Raw genomic sequence first — 19274 nt, forward strand, 5'->3', positions numbered from 1 at the left:
GGATGACAGTATCTGGCTCCCGAGAGGGAGAGAGAACCGCTCTCTGCATCAGGGCATAAACCGGTAGCCTACGCCGGTCTCGGTAATTAAATGTCGGGGCTGAGCGGGGTCCGTCTCCAGCTTTTGCCGCAGATGCCCCATATAAATCCGCAAATAGTGGCTGTGCTCGACCGCATTGGGCCCCCACACCTGGTTCAGTAGCTGGCGCTGGGTCATCACTTTACCGGGATGGTTAAGTAAGCTCACCAGCAAACGAAACTCAATCGGCGTCAGGTGCAGTGCAGTGCCGCCGCGGGTGACGCGCCGTTCGGCAATATTGACGCAAACGTCACTAAAGCCGATCTCTGCTGAAGGGCTGCTGTCGGCGGTGCCTGCACGATGTCGCAGCGCAACGCGTACCCTGGCCAGCAGTTCGCCAACGCCGAAAGGTTTGCTGAGGAAGTCATCTGCGCCAGCGTCCAGCGCGGCAATTTTATCCTGTTCGTCGCTACGGGCGGACAGAACGATAATGGGCATCGCGCTCCACTGGCGCACTTCACGAATAAACCGGTTCCCGTCGCCGTCCGGCAGCCCCAGATCGAGGATCGTCAGATCTGGCTTGCGCGTTGCCGCTTCAATCAGCCCGCGTTGCAGCGTATCCGCGTCGTATACCCGAAGAGATTCGCCCTCCAGCGCGATGCGCAGAAAGCGGCGGATCTCTTTTTCATCCTCAACGATCAGCACCGTGGTCAAGATCGCTCCTTAACTCTTAAATCCATGGGGTAATTAACGAATTATCCTCAAACGCAGCCTAATTTACCAAATTAGCTCCTCCTTTGCTCCAGGACTTATCAGCAGGTCCACCAGAAGGGGTTTTCAGCTCGCGGGGCAGGTTCGCGATTGTGTGTCTTTTTTGTTAAATAAAAGCGTTAAAATTAACTATTTCGTAACTCAGTTACGGTCATAAGAAAATAATGCCGATTTTTTCAGCAAAATAGTGGTCGGATGAGTAGTAAAATTACAGTTAAGGCGCTATTATTTTGCTCAGATTACATCTGAACATTTTTTACTTTCTGGAGGGCGTATGAGTCTTTATCAACACTATTCTGTACAGCGGATCGTACTGCGCCGCGCGGGCGTCATCATCATGGGTGTGCTGGCTTTACCGGTGATGCTGTTTCGCCATGACCGGGCGAAATTCTACAGCTACCTGCACCGCGTCTGGTCTAAGACCAGCACCCAGCCGGTATGGCTGGCGCAGTCAGAGGCCGCAGGCTGTGACTTCTACTAAAATCTCCCGCTCCGGCGGGTTTTTTTTATCTGTTAATCGCCTTTTTCTCTCTTCAACGCGCTAATCGTTCTGCTTTCGTCTACACTTTAACTTATACAGTAAGTTGGAGGTTGTACAAGTATGAGCGAGAAAATCCCTGTCGGTATTAGTGCCTGTCTGTTAGGCGATAAGGTCCGTTTCGACGGCGGACACAAGCGCTGTGCTTTTGCAGCGGAACAACTCGCCCCCTACCTGCGCTATGAGCCCTCCTGTCCGGAGATGGCTATCGGCCTGCCTACGCCACGCCCGGCGCTGCGGTTGACGGAAATCGCCGTGGGTAAGACGGCGCTCTGTTTTAGCAATGGTCAGGGCGAGCCGGTCACCGATGAGATGCAAACGTATGCTGAAAAACGCATTGCCGCATTGCATCATCTCTGTGGCTACATCGTTTGCGCTAAATCCCCAAGTTGCGGCATGGAGCGGGTCAGGGTTTATCAGCCTGATAACAACAATAATCGTAAAGAGGGCGTGGGTATCTTCACCCGCGAACTGATGGCACAGATGCCCTGGCTGCCGGTAGAAGAAGATGGGCGGCTGCACGATGCCGCGCTACGCGAAAATTTTGTTGAGCGGGTGTATACCCTGCATGAATTTAACCAGATGTGGCGTGGAGGACTCACGCCCGGCAAACTGATGGCGTTTCACAGTCGCTACAAGCTCTCTCTGCTGGCTCACTCTCAGCCAGACTATCGCGAGATGGGGCGCTTTGTCGCGGCAATGGCCGACTGGTCCTCTCTGGAGGCATTTGCCTTCGAGTACCGCCAGCGGCTGATGGATCTGCTGAAAAATCTGGCGACGCGCGGTAATCATACTAACGTGCTGATGCATGTGCAGGGCTACTTCCGCCCGCAGCTAACCTCAAAACAGCGTCAGGAACTGGCTGCGCTGATTGAGCATTACCGCCAGGGGCTTCAGCCCTTGCTGGTCCCGATTGCGATGCTGAAGCACTACCTCTCAGAGTACCCGGAACCCTATTTGCAGCAGCAGCGCTACTTCGAACCCTATCCGGAAGCGCTGCGCCTGCGCTACGGCCACTAGCTTTTCTAACAGGGAGTCTTATGGCAACCCATCTGGTCTGGCTGCGCAACGATCTGCGTATCCACGATAATTATGCTTTACACGCCGCCTGCCGGGACGCTGATGCGACGGTAGTGGCTCTGTTTATTGCCACGCCAGGACAGTGGAAAGCGCATACGATGTCGCCTAAACAGGCGGCTTTTATCTATCAAAACCTGCTGGATGTTCAGCGATCGCTGGCGGAGAAGGGCATCCCGCTGCACGTTCTGCACGGCGATGATTTCAGCGCCTCGGTGAACGTGTTGAAAGATTTTTGCCAGCAGCATCAGGTCGATCGTCTTTTTTATAATTATCAGTACGAAGTTAACGAGCGCGACAGGGATGCGGTTGCAGAGCGGGAACTGTTCGATATGGCGATCGTTTCTCAAGGATTTGACGACAGCCTGCTGCTGCCACCGGGCAGCGTTCTGACCGGCAATCGCGAGATGTACAAAGTTTTCACGCCGTTCAGCCGGGCTTTTGTTAAACGCCTGCATGAGGGGCTGCCGGAGTGTGTGCCTTCTCCCGAACCCCGCCGGGGAGCACCGTTAAAAAAACTTCCCGAAATAAAACCTTTTGCCTACCCATTAGAGGAGTTTGACCAGCAGCTTTTCGCCGTCGGTGAAAGGGCGGCGCTGCAACAGCTCAGGCAGTTCAGCCAGCAACCGGTGACGAAATATGCAGAATACCGCGATATCCCGGCGGTTGACGGCACCAGTCGATTATCCGTCTATCTGGCTACCGGCGTACTGTCGCCGAGGCAGTGTCTGCATCGCCTGCTCAAAGAGCATCCTGGCGGGCTGGAGGAAGGGAAGGTCTTTGTCTGGCTGAATGAGCTTATCTGGCGCGAGTTTTACCGTCATCTGCTCGTTGCCTGGCCGAAGCTGTGCCGTCATCAGCCGTTTATCAGCTGGACGGACAGCGTTAAATGGCAGCAGAATCGGCAACAGTTACAGGCGTGGCAGCAGGGTAATACGGGCTACCCGATTGTCGATGCCGCCATGCGTCAGCTCAACACGCTGGGCTGGATGCACAACCGCCTGCGGATGATTGTCGCCAGCTTCCTGGTTAAAGACCTGCTTATCGACTGGCGGGAAGGAGAGCGCTACTTTATGTCGCAGCTGATTGACGGCGACCTGGCGGCGAACAACGGCGGCTGGCAGTGGGCGGCCTCCAGCGGCAACGATGCCGCGCCTTACTTTCGCATCTTCAATCCCACCACTCAGGGAGAGCGCTTCGACAAGGAGGGCGAGTTTATCCGTAAATGGTTGCCAGAGCTTAAAGCCGTGCCGGATAAGTTTATCCATCAGCCGCACCACTGGGCGGAAAAAAATGGGGTCTCACTGGATTATCCGCCACCTGTTGTTGACCATAAAGAAGCGCGTAAACGCACGCTGGCGGCGTTCGAGGCCGCAAGAGAGTAGCGATCTCAGGGCGAGGCCGTTCTCATCACTTCGCCGCTCTGCTATTGTTGCCGTATCACTTACGGCGGCATTATTGCCTTCCTCTTTATTCGGCCTGGCCGGGTCTGGAGCACTTCAGGAATTGTTATGCGTAATACAGAACTTGAACATATTGTGAACCAACAGCTGAACAGCGCGGCCTTTAAGGATTACGGCCCCAACGGGTTGCAGGTTGAAGGGCGCTGCGAGGTAAAAAAAATTGTCACCGGCGTCACGGCCTGCCAGGCCCTGCTGGATGAAGCCGTCAGGCTGAAGGCGGATGCGGTGCTGGTGCATCACGGCTACTTCTGGAAAAACGAGCCGTCGGTCATCAAGGGCATGAAGCGCAACCGCCTGAAAACCCTGCTGGCTAACGATATCAATATGTACGGCTGGCACCTGCCGCTGGATGCCCATCCACAGCTGGGGAATAACGCCCAGTTGGCAAAGCTGCTGGGAATTGATATTCGTGGTGAAGTGGAGGAGCTGCTGCCGTGGGGAGAACTGTCCGAGCCGCTGACCGGCGAGCAGTTTGCCCAGCGGATCGGCCAGGTTCTGGGACGGGAGCCGCTGCACTGCGGCGACAACGCACCGAGGCTGATCCGAAGGATTGCCTGGTGCTCCGGCGGCGGCCAGGGGTTTATTGATGCGGCAGCCGCCTTCGGCGTGGACGCTTTCTTCTCCGGTGAAGTCTCCGAGCAGACCATTCACAGCGCCCGTGAGCAGGGGCTGCACTTCTTTGCCGCCGGTCATCACGCCACCGAACGCTGCGGCATTCAGGCGCTGGGAGCGTGGCTTGCTGAGCGCTATGATCTGGACGTCACCTTTATTGATATCCCTAATCCTGCCTGATTTTATCGCTGGCGGTCGTCCTGTCCGCCAGCTTCCCTGTTGACACCTCCCTGACATTTACGCATAACTATTTGCCTTATATAGATTTCAGATGGCCTTTATCGCGGGTCAGGAGGGGCGTTTTGCAACGAGCTCGTTGTTACCTGTTAGGCGAACGCGCGGTGGTGCTTGAGCTGGAGCCGCCGATCACGCTTGCCGCTCAGCAGCGGATTTGGGGCCTGTCGGCCCGGTTGATGACGCGACCGGAAGTGATTGAAGTGGTGCCGGGGATGAACAATATCACCGTGCTGCTCAGCGATCCGCAGCAGACGGCGCTGGATGCTATTGAGTGGCTTCAGTCCTGGTGGGAAGAGAGCGAATCGCTGGAGGTGGTCTCGCGCGAGGTAGCGATCCCGGTGGTTTATGGCGGCAGCGCCGGGCCCGATCTGGCCGTGGTTGCCAGCCAAAGTGGCCTGACGCAGCAGCAGGTGGTTGAAGCGCACGCCTCGGCGCAGTACGTGGTTTATTTTATTGGCTTCCAGCCTGGTTTCCCCTATATGGCAGGGCTTGACGAGCGGCTGTATACCCCGCGCCGCGCTGAGCCAAGGGTCGCTGTGCCCGCAGGCTCCGTCGGTATCGGAGGCAGCCAGACCGGCGTGTATCCCTTTACCTCGCCGGGAGGCTGGCAGCTTATTGGTCAGACGGATCTCACCTTGTTCAACCCGCAAGACCAGCCACCGACCTTCTTAAGGCCTGGCGACAGCGTGCGCTTTGTGCCGCAAAAGGGGGGGATATGCTGAAAATTATTCGCGCCGGGATGGCGACCACGCTTCAGGATGCCGGAAGAACCGGCTGGCGTCAGTACGGCGTGAGCCAGAGTGGCGTGCTGGACCACCCGGCGATGGTGACCGCCAACCTGCTGGTGGGCAACGCCAGAAACAGCGCCGTGCTGGAGATCACTCTCGGTCAGTTTTGCGCCGAATTTACCCGTGACGGCTGGATCGCATTAACCGGCGCAGGCTGTGACGCAAAGCTGGACAGCAAGCCCGTATGGACCGGCTGGCGAACGGCCGTCAGGAAAGGGCAGCGGCTGACGTTGAAAATGCCGCCGCGCGGGATGCGTAGTTACCTGGCGCTGGACGGCGGATTTGCCGTTGAATCGGTACTCGGCTCGTGCAGTACTGATGCTAAAGCCGGCTTTGGTGGCTTTAGTGGCCGTCCGATCCAGGATGGCGATCGCCTTCCTCAGCGCGATCCTCAAAAGGCTTTCAAAAAGCCGGTTGGCGTACGCCAACTGCTGTTTGGCAACCGCATCCGCGTGATGGCGGGGCCGGAGTTTCACGAGTTCAGCCATGAAAGCCACGAGGCGTTCTGGCGCACCTCGTGGAAGCTGAATCCGCAGAGTAACCGGATGGGCTACCGCTTACAGGGCAGGCCGCTACAGCGGATCGTTAAGCGCGAGATGCTGTCGCACGGGCTGATCCCCGGCGTTATTCAGGTGCCGCCAAACGGCCAGCCGATCGTGCTGATGGCGGATGCGCAAACTACCGGCGGCTACCCGCGCATTGGCTGCGTGATCGAAGCCGATCTGTACCATCTGGCGCAGATCCGCCTTGGTGAACCGATTCATTTTGTCTGGTGCAACTTAGAACAGGCGCTGAAGGCGAAACACGATCAGCAGCTGGCACTGGAGCAGATAGCCTGGGGAGTGGAACATGAAGGTTGATTTAAATGCCGATCTGGGCGAGGGATGCGACAACGATCGTGCGCTGCTAAAGCTTGTTTCTTCAGCCAATATTGCCTGTGGATTCCACGCCGGTGACGCGCAAACAATGCGGCAAAGCGTGCTGTGGGCGCTGGAGTCTGGCGTGGCGATTGGCGCGCACCCCAGCTTTCCCGACCGGGAAAATTTTGGCCGTACGCCGATGCAGCTGCCGCCGGAAACCGTGTATGCGCAGCTGATATACCAAATTGGCGCGTTGCAGGCGATCGCCCGCAGCGAAGGCGGCAGGCTGGTGCACGTTAAACCGCACGGGATGCTCTACAACCAGTCTGCCCGGGAGCCTGAGCTGGCTGAGGTTATCGCACGCGCGGTGAATGCGGTTGATCCTCAGCTGGTACTGGTCGGATTGGCAAACAGCGAATCGATTCGTGCTGGTCAGGCACTTGGTCTGACCACGCGTGAAGAGGTCTTTGCCGATCGCGGCTATCAGGCGGACGGCTCGCTGGTCCCCCGTTCGCAACCGGGAGCGCTGGTCGACAGTGACGAGCAGGCGATCGCCCAGACGTTAAGTATGATCCATAAGGGGCAGGTACAAAGCCTCAGCGGCGAGTGGGTGAACGTCAACGCGCAGACGGTTTGCCTGCACGGCGATGGCGCTCACGCGCTGGCGTTTGCGGCTCAGCTGCGGCAGGCGTTCAGCCAACAGCAGATTCAGGTTACCAGTCTTTAAATCACCTTAAGCGCGCACAAACGCGTTCAGTTCTCCGGCTGGCGTCGGGAATTTTTATGCATATCCGGGAGGAATAATGGAAAGTGCGGTAAATTTATGGCCTCTGGCTGGAATCGCGGCGATCATTATCGGTTTTTTACTCAGGTTTAACCCCGTGCTGGTGGTGGTGGTGTCCGGGCTGATCACCGGGCTGGCTGCTCATATGTCGCCTGGTGAGATCCTGGAAAAGCTGGGTGCGGGCTTCCTCAGCACCCGCAATTTGCCGGTGATCCTGCTGCTGCCGCTGGCGGTTATTGGCCTGCTGGAGCGTCACGGTCTGAAAGAGCGCTCGCAGGCATGGATTGCACAGATTAAAAGCGCCACCGCTGGCCGCCTGCTGATCGTTTATCTCTTTGTGCGCGAAGTGACGGCAGCGCTGGGATTGACCAGCCTTGGCGGACATCCGCAGATTGTGCGTCCGCTGCTGGCGCCCATGGCTGAAGGGGCAACGGAAAACCGCTATGGCGAATTGCCGCCTGAAGTCCGTCATCGCCTGCGCGCCATGGCGGCGGCAACCGATAACGTCGGTCTGTTTTTTGGCGAAGATATTTTTGTCGCCTTTGGCGCAATTATCTTTATGCACAACTTTATGCAGGAGTCCGCTGGCATCCAGACCGAGCCGCTGCATATCGCCGTCTGGGGCATCCCAACCGCGCTCTGCGCGTTTCTGATCCAGGCCGTGCGTCTGCGTCGGCTGGATAAAATCCTCGCCGCAGAGCTGACTGCGCTTAACAACGATGCGTTAAAAGCGAAGGGAGGCCGCTAATGTTTCAACAGCAATATCTGTTCTGGCTGGCTGGCGTGATCCTGCTGGTGGTCGCCGTGATGTCCTGGCGCGATAAGGCTAACCCGCGCCGTATTACCACCGGATTGTTCTGGGCACTTTACGGCCTGGTATTCTTTGTCGGGGACTGGACCGTCGCGTTGGTGGGCGCACACTCGTTGCATATGGTGACAGGCGCGATGGTGGTGGTGATGGCGCTGATTGCCGGTCTGGGCGGGGTGAAGCTGGGTTCTTATCACCAGCGTACCAGCGAGCAGAGAGAAGAGAGCGCGAAGCGCCTGGGCAACAGATTGTTCCTGCCTGCCTTAGCCATTCCAGTGGTGACGGTGATTGGCGTACTGCTCATTAATAATATTCCTGGCCTGCAGCAAGGGCTGTTTGGCTCAGGCAATACCTCCACGCTGGTGACGCTGTTTTCGATGATGCTGGGCTGCATTGTTGGCTGGCTGATTGCGCTGAAGATGACCCATGAAGGCCCGGCGCAGTCGGTACAGGAAGCCCGCCGCCTGCTGGATGCGATTGGCTGGGCGTTTATTCTGCCGCAGATCCTCGCCACGCTTGGCCTGCTGTTTACCAGCGCCGGGGTGGGCACCGCCATTTCCCATCTTACCGAAGCCTGGCTGGCCGTTGATAACCGCTTCATCGCCGTGGTGACCTATACCCTTGGTATGGCGCTGCTGACCATGGTGATGGGCAATGCCTTTGCCGCTTTCCCCATAGTGACGGCGGGTATTGGCATCCCGATTCTGGTGTTGCAGCATCACGGCAATCCGGCGGTAATGGCGGCAATTGGCATGTTCTCCGGCTACTGCGGCACGCTGATGACGCCGATGGCGGCCAACTTCAATATCGTCCCCGCAAAGCTGCTGGAGCTGCCGGACCGCAATGCGGTGATCAAGGTTCAGGTGCCCACCGGCGTGCTATTGTTAATAGCGAACACTTTCCTGCTCTATTTTCTGATGTTCCTGTGAGGCCGCGATGAAAACCGTTTTGATTACCGCTTTCGAACCGTTCGACGGCGAGCTGGTGAACCCCTCGTGGGAGGCCGTCAGCCATCTGCATGAGCGAATGATTTGCGGTGCAAAAGTGGTGGCGAAGCAGCTACCCTGCGTGTTCGGCGACTCATTGCAGGCGCTGTATGCCGCCATTGATGAACTACAGCCTGCGCTGGTGATTGCCGTCGGCCAGGCTGGCGGCCGCCCCGATGTCACTATTGAGCGCGTAGGGATCAACGTGGACGACGCGCGCATCCCGGATAATCTCGGCAATCAGCCAATCGATAAGGCCATTGTCGAAGGTGGTCCGGTTGCTTATTTTTCCACGCTGCCGATTAAGGCGATAGTCGAAGGGATACGCGAGGCTGGCATCCCGGCTTCCGTTTCCCAGACGGCGGGAACCTACGTCTGTAATCACGTAATGTATGGCCTGATGCACTATCTGGCAAAGCACAAAAAAATCCGCGGCGGCTTTATTCATATCCCGTATCTGCCTGAGCAGGCGGTAAAGCATCCGGGAGCGGCCAGTATGCCTGCGACGACGGTGATCCTGGCGCTGGAAATGGCGCTAAGTATTGCGCTGACCGTAGAACAGGATATCCGCTCTGAGGGCGGCGCCACCCACTAATTCACCAGGAGCGACAACATGCCAGAGGGACCTGAAATCCGCCGCGCGGCGGATAAGCTGGAAAAAGCCATCAAAGGGAAAACGCTGACTGAGGTCTGGTTTGCCTTTCCTCAGTTGAAAACCTATCAACCGGCGCTGATCGGCGAGCGCATAGAGGCGGTGGAAACGCGAGGGAAGGCGATGCTGACCCACTTTTCCAACGGCCTGACCCTTTACAGCCACAACCAGCTCTATGGCGTCTGGCGGGTGGTGAACACCGGCGCTGAGCCTGATTCCAGTCGGGTTCTTCGCGTTCGTCTGGCGGCGGCGGACAAAACTATCCTGCTTTACAGCGCCTCAGAGATTGAGCTGCTGGATAGCGATATGCTGGCGGCACACCCTTTTTTGCTGAGGGTTGGTCCGGACGTGCTGGATATGACGCTGACCGTGGAGAAGGTGACGGAAAGGCTGCTTTCACCCCGTTTCCGGCGGCGACAGCTTAGCGCGCTGCTGCTGGATCAGGCTTTTCTCGCTGGCCTGGGTAACTATTTGCGGGTGGAGATCCTCTGGCTGGCTGGGCTGGCTCCGCAGCATAAGGCGCAGGATCTTAATCATCATCAGTTGCAGAAGCTGGCCCGTGCGCTGCTGGACGTTCCGCGTCTCTCTTATCAGACGCGCGGCGTCAGTGCGGAGAACAAAAACCACGGCGCGGTGTTCAGCTTCAGGGTGTTTCATCGGGCAGGGGAGAAGTGTGAACGCTGTGGTGGGGTAATTGAAAGAACCTCGCTCTCCTCGCGGCCATTCTACTGGTGTCCGTGTTGCCAGCAATAAACGGTACGTGAATTTTTTCTTTTCAAGGAGTTTGCGCATCTATCATTTTATTTACTTTATTAAGTATGCTATCAATTTTTATGATAAGTACTCTCTCCCAAACGATTAACACTCCAGTAAAAATGACCAACCAGTTTTTGTCGGGAAGATTTACGGCCCCAATCATAAACAGGAAAGATGCAATACTGGTTACGGCTATATTGAGAGAGGGTTTTGAAAAGAAGATGGATTTCCTTTCAAAATTTATTAATTTGTTTAACGTTTTCATTTCCATTCCTTGTTTAAAAGAACCTTCATGGTTCAATCAAATAATTATCACTGTAATGTTGTTAAATAAATATACAACTGGGGAAAGATAAAACAATTAAAATAAAAACAACAAGTTAAATGTCTCATTCGTTGAATTTAAATAAAAATATTTTCATGGTCTTAAAGAGTCATTAAAACATGATTTAGATCAAAGTTCGCATTCATTTATCGCTTGCATGTCTGTCAGAAAAATAATGCCACTGTAGGTTCAATCCAGTATGCGTTTACTTCATTATTACAATAACAGGCTGAATGTATAATGTCGGAAATAGATGGGGGGAGTAATTAAAAAAAAGCGATGGGGTTTGAAAAAAAGAACCCCGCTAAAATAGTGGGGTTCTTTATGCGTTTCTCAGTCACGTTACTTTAACTGTTATAATTTACAGCTGAACGATTTACTTGGTCGCAGACTTAAAGTCACGCTGGCCGTAGCCGGTATAAAGCTGGCGAGGACGGGCGATTTTGATGCCGTCGTCGTGCATCTCTTTCCAGTGGGCAATCCAGCCGACGGTACGCGCCATGGCAAAGATGACGGTAAACATAGAGGAAGGGATGCCCATCGCTTTCAGAATGATGCCAGAGTAGAAGTCGACGTTTGGATAGAGTTTGCGCTCGATAAAGTACGGATCGTTAAGAGCAATATCTTCAAGCTGCATCGCCACTTCCAGCAGATCGTCCTTCATGCCCAGTTCGTTCAGCACTTCGTGACAGGTTTCACGCATTACGGTAGCGCGTGGGTCATGGTTTTTATATACGCGGTGACCAAAGCCCATCAGGCGGAAAGAGTCATTCTTATCTTTCGCGCGCTTAACGAACTCAGGAATGTGGTCGACGGTGCTGATCTCTTCCAGCATACGCAGGGTGGCTTCGTTGGCGCCACCGTGAGCCGGTCCCCACAGGGAAGCAATCCCTGCCGCGATACAGGCAAACGGGTTAGCGCCGGAAGAGCCAGCGGTACGCACGGTAGAGGTGGAGGCATTCTGCTCGTGGTCCGCGTGCAGAATCAAAATACGATCCATCGCGCGTTCCAGAATCGGGTTCACCACGTACTCTTCACACGGCGTGGAGAACATCATGTGCAGGAAATTGCCAGCGTAGGAGAGATCGTTACGTGGATAAACAAACGGCTGGCCAATTGAGTACTTGTAGCACATTGCGGCGACGGTAGGCATTTTGGACAGCAGACGGAATGCAGCGATTTCACGATGACGCTCAACGTTTACGTCCATTGCGTCATGGTAGAATGCTGCCAGCGCGCCGGTTACGCCGCACATCACCGCCATCGGGTGGGAGTCACGGCGGAAACCACGGAACAGATGGTGGATCTGCTCATGGATCATGGTGTGGCGGGTTACGATGGTTTTGAACTCTTCAAACTGCTCTTTGGTCGGCGCTTCGCCGTTCAGCAGGATGTAGCACACTTCAAGATAGTTGGAGTGCACGGCAAGTTGATCGATAGGAAAACCACGGTGAAGCAGGATACCTTCATCACCGTCGATATAGGTGATTTTGGACTCACAGGACGCAGTAGAAGTGAAGCCGGGGTCAAAGGTAAAATACCCTTTAGAGCCGAGAGTGCGGACATCAATTTCATCCTGGCCTAACGTGCCTTCCAGCACGTCAAGTTCAATAGGAGCTTCGCCTGGTAGGGTTAGCGTTGCTTTTTTATCAGCCATTTACTGTCTCCTTTGCGCCTTATCTATAGATCTTCGACACCAGAAAAGCTCATTGTGTCCGCGCCTGCTGTGGAAAAGCAGATTATCGACTCTGTGGCATCTTTTATCGTGCAGGGTACAGAGTGGCGAGGCGTGCGCAGGCCGGGTGGGCACAACAATACTGCGTTTCGCGGTTGTTAAAGATCCGGTCTGGTCGTAATTAGTTGGTAACCGTTACCTGATACTTTGTGTGTTTATATCATCAATGTTACATAACTTGTGCTTAGGGGAAAGTGTATCCCCATAACTTTTGTGCATCATAGAACTTTTAATGGTCCGTTTGTAACAGGAATGTTGAAGTTATGTCAAATCAGTTAATTAAATTTGTATAAATTATGAAAAATGTGAGTGCGATCACTGTTCCACCTAAATATCACCAAGAAGTTTGTAGGGGAATTGTAATGAGTTTGTGAACCCCCTATACTGCGGCCAGGTCTCCGGTACACCCTGCAGTAGGAGCCACCCAGCGTTTCATACGCGTCGTTTTGACACTGGACGTTGTAGTTTTAGTGCCTGGCGCAGTGCTTGTATTGACGCTGTCTGACCCGCCCTCAGGACCGGAGGAAGCAAAATAAGAAAGGCTGTGTGGGCTAAACCGTGAAAAAACAAAGACCTGTCAACTTGGATCTCTCCACGATCCGGTTTCCCGTTACTGCAATTGCGTCTATTCTCCACCGCGTATCCGGCGTCATCACGTTTGTGGCCGTTGGCATACTGCTCTGGTTACTGGGCCTGTCACTCTCTTCACCCGAAGGCTTCCTGCAGGCTTCCGCCGTTATGGACAGTTTTTTTGTCAAATTCATCGTTTGGGGCATCCTGACCGCACTGGCGTATCACATCGTCGGTGGGATTCGTCACATGCTGATGGACTTCGGCTATCTGGGTGAAACGCTGCAAATCGGGACGCGTTCTGCGCAAATTTCTTTTGGTATCACCGTCGTGCTTTCAATTCTGGCTGGAGTCCTCGTATGGTAAGCAATGCTTCTGCACTGGGGCGCAATGGCGTTCATGACTGGTTGCTGCTGCGTGCCGCAGCGATGATCATGACCCTTTATGTGCTTTATATCCTCGGTTTCGTAGTGATGTCAGGGACGCTGACGTACGACATCTGGCGTGGCTTCTTCGCCTCCAACTTTACGAAAGTCTTCACCCTTCTGACGCTGTTCTCCATTCTGGTGCACGGCTGGATTGGGATGTGGCAGGTACTGACGGATTACATCAAACCGGTCGCTGTGCGTTTGATGTTGCAACTGGTCGTGGTGGTTGCGCTGGCGGTTTATGCCATTTATGGAACTGTTGTTGTGTGGGGTGCGTAATGAGTTTGCCAGTCAGAGAGTTTGACGCCGTGGTTATCGGCGCTGGTGGTGCAGGCATGCGTGCCGCGCTGCAAATTTCCCAATCGGGCCAGTCCTGCGCCCTGTTGTCCAAAGTTTTCCCAACCCGTTCCCATACCGTGTCTGCGCAGGGCGGCATCACCGTTGCGCTGGGTAATTCCCATGAGGATAACTGGGAATGGCATATGTACGACACGGTGAAAGGCTCCGATTACATCGGTGACCAGGACGCCATTGAATATATGTGTAAAACCGGCCCGGAAGCGATTCTGGAGCTGGAACATATGGGCCTGCCTTTCTCCCGTCTGGATGATGGCCGCATTTATCAGCGTCCGTTTGGCGGTCAGTCAAAAAACTTCGGCGGCGAGCAGGCGGCACGTACCGCTGCTGCGGCTGACCGTACCGGTCATGCGTTACTGCATACTCTCTATCAGCAGAACCTGAAGAACAAAACCACCATCTTCTCGGAGTGGTACGCGCTGGACCTGGTGAAAAATGCCGATGGCGCTATCGTTGGCTGCACCGCGCTGAATATTGAAGACGGCGAAGTGGTTTACTTCAAAGCTCGCGCTACGGTGCTGGCTACCGGCGGCGCAGGCCGTATTTATCAGTCCACCACCAATGCGCATATCAATACTGGCGACGGCGTTGGTATGGCGCTGCGTGCCGGCGTGCCGGTACAGGATATGGAAATGTGGCAGTTCCACCCAACCGGGATTGCCGGAGCGGGGGTGCTGGTCACCGAGGGCTGTCGTGGTGAAGGCGGATACCTGCTGAACAAACACGGTGAGCGCTTTATGGAGCGCTATGCGCCAAACGCCAAGGACCTTGCCGGGCGTGACGTGGTAGCCCGTTCGATGATGATCGAAATCCGTGAAGGCCGTGGTTGTGATGGTCCATGGGGCCCGCACATTAAGCTTAAGTTGGATCACCTGGGGCATGAAGTGCTGGAAGCGCGCCTGCCGGGTATCCTTGAACTGTCGCGTACCTTCGCGCACATCGATCCGGTTAAAGAGCCAATCCCGGTGATCCCAACCTGCCACTATATGATGGGCGGCATCCCGACCCGGGTGACCGGTCAGGCGCTGACGGTGAATGAGCAGGGTGAGGATGTGCTGGTCGCGGGTCTGTTCGCCGTAGGCGAGATTGCCTGCGTGTCGGTGCACGGTTCCAACCGCCTTGGCGGCAATTCGCTGCTGGACCTGGTGGTGTTTGGCCGTGCGGCAGGTCTGCATTTGCAGGAATCGATCAGGGAGCAGGGCGAGCTGAAGGATGCGACAGAGGAAGAGATCGAAGCTTCGCTGGCCCGCCTGAACCGCTGGAACAACAACACCAGCGGCGAAGATCCTGCCGAACTGCGTAAAGCGCTGCAAACGTGTATGCAGAATAACTTCTCGGTCTTCCGTGAAGGCGATGCGATGGCGAAAGGTCTGGAAGAGCTGAAGGTACTGCGCGAGCGCCTGAAAGGGGCCCGGCTGGACGATCGCTCAAGCGACTTCAATACCCAGCGCATTGAGTGCCTGGAGCTGGATAACCTGATGGAAACGGCCTACGCCACGGCCGTCGCCGCGAACTACCGCACGGAAAGCCGTGGGGCGCACAGCCGCTTCGATTACCCGGAACGTGACGATGCAAACTGGTTATGTCACAGCGTGTATCTGCCGCAAAGCGAAAGCATGACCCGCCGCGAGGTGAACATGCAGCCGAAACTGCGCGCGGCCTTCCCGCCGAAAGCACGTACTTACTAGTTTGCGGAGATAAGCGATGAGACTCGAATTTTCTATTTATCGTTACAACCCGGATGTTGACGATGCTCCGCGTATGCAGGAGTACAGCCTGGAATCCGAAGATGGGCGCGATATGATGCTGCTGGATGCGCTAATCCGCCTGAAAGAAAAGGACCCGACGCTGGCATTTCGTCGCTCCTGCCGCGAGGGCGTTTGCGGCTCTGATGGCATCAACATGAACGGTAAAAACGGCCTGGCGTGTATCACGCCGGTGTCCGCTTTAGGCGGCGGCAGCAAAAAAATTGTTATCCGTCCGCTGCCCGGTTTGCCGGTGATCCGCGATTTGGTGGTAGACATGGGGCAATTCTACACTCAGTATGAGAAGATTAAGCCTTACCTGTTGAATAATGGAGAAAATCCGCCCGCTCGCGAGCACCTTCAGCAGCCAGAACAGCGTGAAAAACTGGACGGCCTGTATGAATGTATTCTCTGCGCGTGTTGTTCAACCTCCTGTCCATCATTCTGGTGGAACCCGGACAAATTTATTGGTCCGGCTGGGTTGCTGGCGGCTTATCGCTTCCTGATTGACGATCGCGACACTGAAACCGAGGCGCGCCTGGACAATCTGAACGATGCTTTCAGCGTATTCCGCTGTCATAGCATTATGAACTGTGTGAGCGTGTGCCCTAAAGGATTAAACCCTACGCGCGCCATCGGCCATATCAAGTCGATGCTGCTGCAAAGAGGCGCATAGGCGTACTTCTTCCGGGAACCGTCAGGTTCCCGGTTGTTTTACCAGGAAACCCTGCCAAGCTTATCTTCGGGTTAGCTTTGCAAGGTTCCCTTACGGGCCCGGGCGCCAGCAGTCGCGCACAGCGCTCGTATCGATGAACTTTCAGGCTGCGTCCCGCGTTGTTTGCGGAACACAGCCGAGGGCAAGCCGCCCAGGCGGCGCAGGATCTGTAAAGGTCCTGGTAAATAATCACGGCGAAAAAAAAGCACAAAATGCTTAAGGGCTCACAATGCAGAACAGCGCGATGAAACCCTGGCTAGACTCCTCCTGGCTGGCCGGCGCGAACCAGACCTACATAGAGCAGCTCTATGAGGACTTTCTAACCGATCCTGACTCTGTTGACGTTGCCTGGAAATCGCTGTTTCAGCAGCTTCCTGGTACTGGGGTTAGACCTGAACAATTCCACTCGAGCACTCGCGAGTACTTCCGCCGTCTGGCGAAAGATGCCACTCGCTATGCCTCTTCCGTCAGCGACCCCGACACCAACGCCAAGCAGGTTAAGGTGCTTCAGCTGATTAACGCCTTCCGCTTCAGAGGGCATCAGCTGGCCAACCTCGATCCGTTAGGGCTGTGGCAGCAGGAATCCGTGCCGGATCTTGACCCTGGTTTCCACGATCTGACCGAAGCGGATTTCCAGGAAACCTTCAACGTGGGTTCTTTTGCGTTTGGCAAAGACACCATGAAGCTGGCGGATCTGTTCGCCCTGCTGAAGCAGACCTACTGCGGTTCGATCGGCGCTGAGTATATGCACATCACCAACACCGAAGAGAAGCGCTGGATCCAACAGCGCATCGAATCGGTGGCCGGGCAGGCCTCCTTCTCGACGGATGAGAAGAAAGGTTTCCTCAAGCAGCTGACCGCAGCGGAAGGGCTTGAGCGTTACCTCGGCGCGAAATTCCCCGGCGCGAAACGCTTTTCGCTGGAAGGTGGCGATGCGCTGGTGCCAATGCTGAACGAAATGATCCGCCATGCTGGCAAGAGCGGCACGCGTGAAGTGGTTCTGGGCATGGCTCACCGTGGCCGCCTGAACGTGCTGATCAACGTGCTGGGTAAAAAGCCGCAGGATCTGTTCGACGAGTTCTCCGGCAAGCACAAAGAGCATCTCGGCACTGGCGACGTGAAGTACCATATGGGCTTCTCCTCGGACGTGGAAACCGAAGGCGGCATGGTTCACCTGGCGCTGGCGTTTAACCCGTCGCACCTGGAGATCGTCAGCCCGGTGGTGATGGGGTCTGTGCGCGCGCGTCTGGATCGTCTTGACCAGCCGGGCAGCAACAAAGTGCTGCCTATTACCATTCACGGTGATGCCGCGGTAACCGGTCAGGGCGTGGTTCAGGAAACCCTGAACATGTCGCAGGCGCGTGGCTATGAAGTGGGCGGAACCGTTCGCATCGTCATCAACAACCAGATTGGTTTCACTACTTCCAATCCGAAAGATGCCCGTTCGACCGAGTACTGCACCGATATCGGTAAAATGGTGCTGGCACCGATCTTCCACGTCAACGCTGATGACCCGGAAGCGGTAGCCTTTGTTACCCGCCTGGCGTTGGATTTCCGTAACACCTTCAAGCGTGATGTCTTCATTGATCTGGTCTGCTATCGCCGTCATGGCCATAACGAAGCGGACGAGCCGAGCGCCACACAGCCGGTGATGTATCAGAAGATCAAGAAGCACCCAACGCCGCGTAAAATCTATGCTGATCGCCTGGAAAGTGAAAAGGTAGCCAGCCTGGAAGATGCCACGGAAATGGTCAACCTGTACCGCGACGCGCTGGATGCCGGCGAATGCGTGGTGCCTGAATGGCGTCCGATGAGCCTGCACTCCTTTACCTGGTCGCCGTATCTGAACCATGACTGGGATGAAAGCTATCAGGAAACGCTCGACCTGAAGCGTTTGCAGGAGCTGGCTAAGCGCATCAGCACCGTGCCGGAAGAGATTGAAATGCAGTCGCGCGTGGCGAAGATCTACAACGATCGCGCTCAAATGGCCGCGGGCGAAAAAGCCTTCGACTGGGGTGCCGCGGAGAACCTGGCTTACGCTACGCTGGTGGATGAAGGCATTCCGTGCCGTCTTTCCGGTGAAGATATGGGCCGTGGCACCTTCTTCCACCGCCATGCCGTTATCCATAATCAGGCCAACGGTTCTACCTATACCCCGCTGATGCATGTGCACAACAGCCAGGGCACTTTCAAAGTCTGGGACTCCGTGCTGTCTGAAGAGGCGGTGCTGGCGTTTGAATATGGTTATGCCACGGCGGAACCGCGAACGCTGACCATCTGGGAAGCGCAGTTTGGCGACTTTGCCAACGGCGCGCAGGTGGTTATCGACCAGTTCATCAGCTCTGGCGAGCAGAAATGGGGCCGGATGTGCGGCCTGGTGATGCTGCTGCCGCACGGCTACGAAGGGCAGGGACCGGAGCATTCTTCCGCGCGCCTGGAACGCTATCTGCAACTTTGCGCAGAGCAGAACATGCAGGTTTGCGTGCCGTCCACGCCGGCTCAGGTTTACCATATGCTGCGCCGTCAGGCGCTGCGCGGTATGCGCCGTCCGCTGGTGGTGATGTCGCCGAAATCTCTGCTGCGTCACCCGCTGGCTATTTCGACGCTGGAAGAGCTGGCAACGGGCGGCTTCCAGCCTGCTATTGGCGAAATCGACCAGCTTGATCCGAAAGGCGTGAAGCGTGTGGTGCTGTGCTCCGGTAAAGTTTATTACGACCTGCTGGAAAAACGTCGCAAGAACGAGCAGACCGATGTCGCTATCGTGCGTATTGAACAGCTGTATCCGTTCCCGCACAAAGCGGTTCAGGATGCATTGCAGCAGTACTCGCATGTGCATGATTTTGTCTGGTGCCAGGAAGAGCCGCTTAATCAGGGCGCATGGTACTGCAGTCAGCACCACTTCCGCGAAGTGGTTCCTTTTGGGGCTTCATTACGTTACGCCGGCCGCCCCGCCTCAGCATCGCCGGCAGTTGGCTATATGTCCGTTCACCAGCAGCAGCAGCAAGATCTGGTAAATGACGCGCTGAACGTTAATTAATTCAAGGAAAAA

General features: G+C 55.6%; 19 protein-coding genes. 16 read left to right on the plus strand and 3 right to left on the minus strand.

Annotated elements, in window-relative coordinates; all coding sequences use genetic code 11:
• Positions 1-48: 48 nt before the first annotated feature.
• Entirely contained in the window at positions 49-732 is a 684-nt protein-coding gene (gene kdpE, locus NG99_RS18610; protein WP_034896146.1) for a two-component system response regulator KdpE, read from the minus strand.
• Between the two features lie 331 nt (positions 733-1063).
• Here kdpE and NG99_RS18615 point away from each other — a divergent pair, with 331 nt between their 5' ends.
• The 11 genes from NG99_RS18615 to nei all read left to right on the plus strand — a co-directional run bounded on the left by NG99_RS18615 (position 1064) and on the right by nei (position 10347).
• Entirely contained in the window at positions 1064-1270 is a 207-nt protein-coding gene (locus NG99_RS18615) for a YbfA family protein (protein WP_034896149.1), read from the plus strand.
• Between the two features lie 120 nt (positions 1271-1390).
• Positions 1391-2347: a YbgA family protein gene (locus tag NG99_RS18620; RefSeq protein WP_034896150.1), complete on the plus strand. Its 957-nt coding sequence runs from the start codon at positions 1391-1393 to the stop codon at positions 2345-2347.
• A gap of 20 nt (positions 2348-2367) precedes the next feature.
• Positions 2368-3789 carry a deoxyribodipyrimidine photo-lyase gene (phrB, locus tag NG99_RS18625; protein WP_034896153.1) on the plus strand — a complete coding sequence of 474 codons (1422 nt, stop codon included), beginning with the start codon at positions 2368-2370 and terminating at the stop codon, positions 3787-3789.
• Positions 3790-3915: 126 nt separating this feature from the next.
• The gene (locus tag NG99_RS18630) at positions 3916-4659 is read left to right on the plus strand and encodes a type 2 GTP cyclohydrolase I (protein ID WP_034896156.1); all 744 of its coding nucleotides are present in this window, start codon (positions 3916-3918) and stop codon (positions 4657-4659) included.
• Positions 4660-4781: 122 nt separating this feature from the next.
• Positions 4782-5438: a 5-oxoprolinase subunit PxpB gene (gene pxpB / locus NG99_RS18635; protein WP_034896158.1), complete on the plus strand. Its 657-nt coding sequence runs from the start codon at positions 4782-4784 to the stop codon at positions 5436-5438.
• Positions 5432-6364, plus strand: coding sequence for a 5-oxoprolinase subunit PxpC (gene pxpC / locus NG99_RS18640; protein WP_034896159.1), 933 nt, complete (start codon positions 5432-5434; stop codon positions 6362-6364). Before pxpB ends, pxpC begins: the two co-directional genes overlap by 7 nt.
• The gene (gene pxpA, locus NG99_RS18645) at positions 6354-7091 is read left to right on the plus strand and encodes a 5-oxoprolinase subunit PxpA (RefSeq protein ID WP_034896160.1); all 738 of its coding nucleotides are present in this window, start codon (positions 6354-6356) and stop codon (positions 7089-7091) included. Before pxpC ends, pxpA begins: the two co-directional genes overlap by 11 nt.
• Positions 7092-7167: 76 nt before the next feature.
• A complete protein-coding gene (locus NG99_RS18650) occupies positions 7168-7896 on the plus strand; it encodes a DUF969 domain-containing protein (protein WP_034896162.1) in 729 nt (242 codons plus the stop codon).
• Positions 7896-8885 (plus strand): DUF979 domain-containing protein, encoded by a 990-nt coding sequence (locus NG99_RS18655; protein ID WP_034896163.1) that lies wholly within the window; start codon positions 7896-7898, stop codon positions 8883-8885. The genes NG99_RS18650 and NG99_RS18655 overlap by 1 nt, the downstream gene beginning before the upstream one ends.
• 7 nt (positions 8886-8892) lie before the next feature.
• Positions 8893-9537 carry a pyroglutamyl-peptidase I gene (gene pcp / locus NG99_RS18660; RefSeq protein ID WP_034896164.1) on the plus strand — a complete coding sequence of 215 codons (645 nt, stop codon included), beginning with the start codon at positions 8893-8895 and terminating at the stop codon, positions 9535-9537.
• An 18-nt stretch (positions 9538-9555) separates the two neighbouring features.
• Complete coding sequence (gene nei / locus NG99_RS18665) at positions 9556-10347, plus strand: endonuclease VIII (RefSeq protein WP_034896166.1); 792 nt, start codon at positions 9556-9558, stop codon at positions 10345-10347.
• 22 nt (positions 10348-10369) lie between these two features.
• On the opposite strand, the gene NG99_RS18670 is transcribed toward nei, so the two are convergent.
• Positions 10370-10615 (minus strand): hypothetical protein, encoded by a 246-nt coding sequence (locus tag NG99_RS18670; RefSeq protein ID WP_034896169.1) that lies wholly within the window; start codon positions 10613-10615, stop codon positions 10370-10372.
• Between the two features lie 436 nt (positions 10616-11051).
• On the minus strand, positions 11052-12332 hold the full coding sequence (locus NG99_RS18675) for a citrate synthase (protein ID WP_034896172.1): 1281 nt from the start codon (positions 12330-12332) through the stop codon (positions 11052-11054).
• Between the two features lie 636 nt (positions 12333-12968).
• Here NG99_RS18675 and sdhC point away from each other — a divergent pair.
• The 5 genes from sdhC to sucA all read left to right on the plus strand — a co-directional run bounded on the left by sdhC (position 12969) and on the right by sucA (position 19262).
• A complete protein-coding gene (gene sdhC, locus NG99_RS18680; protein ID WP_034896175.1) occupies positions 12969-13346 on the plus strand; it encodes a succinate dehydrogenase cytochrome b556 subunit in 378 nt (125 codons plus the stop codon).
• On the plus strand, positions 13340-13687 hold the full coding sequence (sdhD, locus tag NG99_RS18685; RefSeq protein WP_034896177.1) for a succinate dehydrogenase membrane anchor subunit: 348 nt from the start codon (positions 13340-13342) through the stop codon (positions 13685-13687). Before sdhC ends, sdhD begins: the two co-directional genes overlap by 7 nt.
• Positions 13687-15453 carry a succinate dehydrogenase flavoprotein subunit gene (gene sdhA / locus NG99_RS18690; RefSeq protein ID WP_034896180.1) on the plus strand — a complete coding sequence of 589 codons (1767 nt, stop codon included), beginning with the start codon at positions 13687-13689 and terminating at the stop codon, positions 15451-15453. Before sdhD ends, sdhA begins: the two co-directional genes overlap by 1 nt.
• Before the next feature lie 16 nt (positions 15454-15469).
• A complete protein-coding gene (locus tag NG99_RS18695; RefSeq protein WP_034896183.1) occupies positions 15470-16186 on the plus strand; it encodes a succinate dehydrogenase iron-sulfur subunit in 717 nt (238 codons plus the stop codon).
• A 268-nt stretch (positions 16187-16454) separates the two neighbouring features.
• A complete protein-coding gene (gene sucA, locus NG99_RS18700) occupies positions 16455-19262 on the plus strand; it encodes a 2-oxoglutarate dehydrogenase E1 component (protein WP_034896186.1) in 2808 nt (935 codons plus the stop codon).
• Positions 19263-19274: the final 12 nt, after the last annotated feature.

It is taken from the genome of Erwinia typographi (assembly GCF_000773975.1).
Classification (GTDB): Bacteria; Pseudomonadota; Gammaproteobacteria; order Enterobacterales; family Enterobacteriaceae; genus Erwinia; species Erwinia typographi.

Bases quoted from the DNA above. Each gene is read 5' to 3' on its own strand.
- nei (WP_034896166.1), top strand. From the start codon at position 9,556: ATGCCAGAGGGACCTGAAATCCGCCGCGCGGCGGATAAGCTGGAAAAA.
- NG99_RS18695 (WP_034896183.1), top strand. From the start codon at position 15,470: ATGAGACTCGAATTTTCTATTTATCGTTACAACCCGGATGTTGACGAT.
- sdhA (WP_034896180.1), top strand. From the start codon at position 13,687: ATGAGTTTGCCAGTCAGAGAGTTTGACGCCGTGGTTATCGGCGCTGGT.
- pcp (WP_034896164.1), top strand. From the start codon at position 8,893: ATGAAAACCGTTTTGATTACCGCTTTCGAACCGTTCGACGGCGAGCTG.
- NG99_RS18620 (WP_034896150.1), top strand. From the start codon at position 1,391: ATGAGCGAGAAAATCCCTGTCGGTATTAGTGCCTGTCTGTTAGGCGAT.
- NG99_RS18650 (WP_034896162.1), top strand. From the start codon at position 7,168: ATGGAAAGTGCGGTAAATTTATGGCCTCTGGCTGGAATCGCGGCGATC.
- NG99_RS18655 (WP_034896163.1), top strand. From the start codon at position 7,896: ATGTTTCAACAGCAATATCTGTTCTGGCTGGCTGGCGTGATCCTGCTG.
- NG99_RS18670 (WP_034896169.1), bottom strand. From the start codon at position 10,615: ATGAAAACGTTAAACAAATTAATAAATTTTGAAAGGAAATCCATCTTC.
- sdhD (WP_034896177.1), top strand. From the start codon at position 13,340: ATGGTAAGCAATGCTTCTGCACTGGGGCGCAATGGCGTTCATGACTGG.
- phrB (WP_034896153.1), top strand. From the start codon at position 2,368: ATGGCAACCCATCTGGTCTGGCTGCGCAACGATCTGCGTATCCACGAT.
- pxpC (WP_034896159.1), top strand. From the start codon at position 5,432: ATGCTGAAAATTATTCGCGCCGGGATGGCGACCACGCTTCAGGATGCC.
- sucA (WP_034896186.1), top strand. From the start codon at position 16,455: ATGCAGAACAGCGCGATGAAACCCTGGCTAGACTCCTCCTGGCTGGCC.
- NG99_RS18630 (WP_034896156.1), top strand. From the start codon at position 3,916: ATGCGTAATACAGAACTTGAACATATTGTGAACCAACAGCTGAACAGC.
- NG99_RS18615 (WP_034896149.1), top strand. From the start codon at position 1,064: ATGAGTCTTTATCAACACTATTCTGTACAGCGGATCGTACTGCGCCGC.
- NG99_RS18675 (WP_034896172.1), bottom strand. From the start codon at position 12,332: ATGGCTGATAAAAAAGCAACGCTAACCCTACCAGGCGAAGCTCCTATT.
- pxpA (WP_034896160.1), top strand. From the start codon at position 6,354: ATGAAGGTTGATTTAAATGCCGATCTGGGCGAGGGATGCGACAACGAT.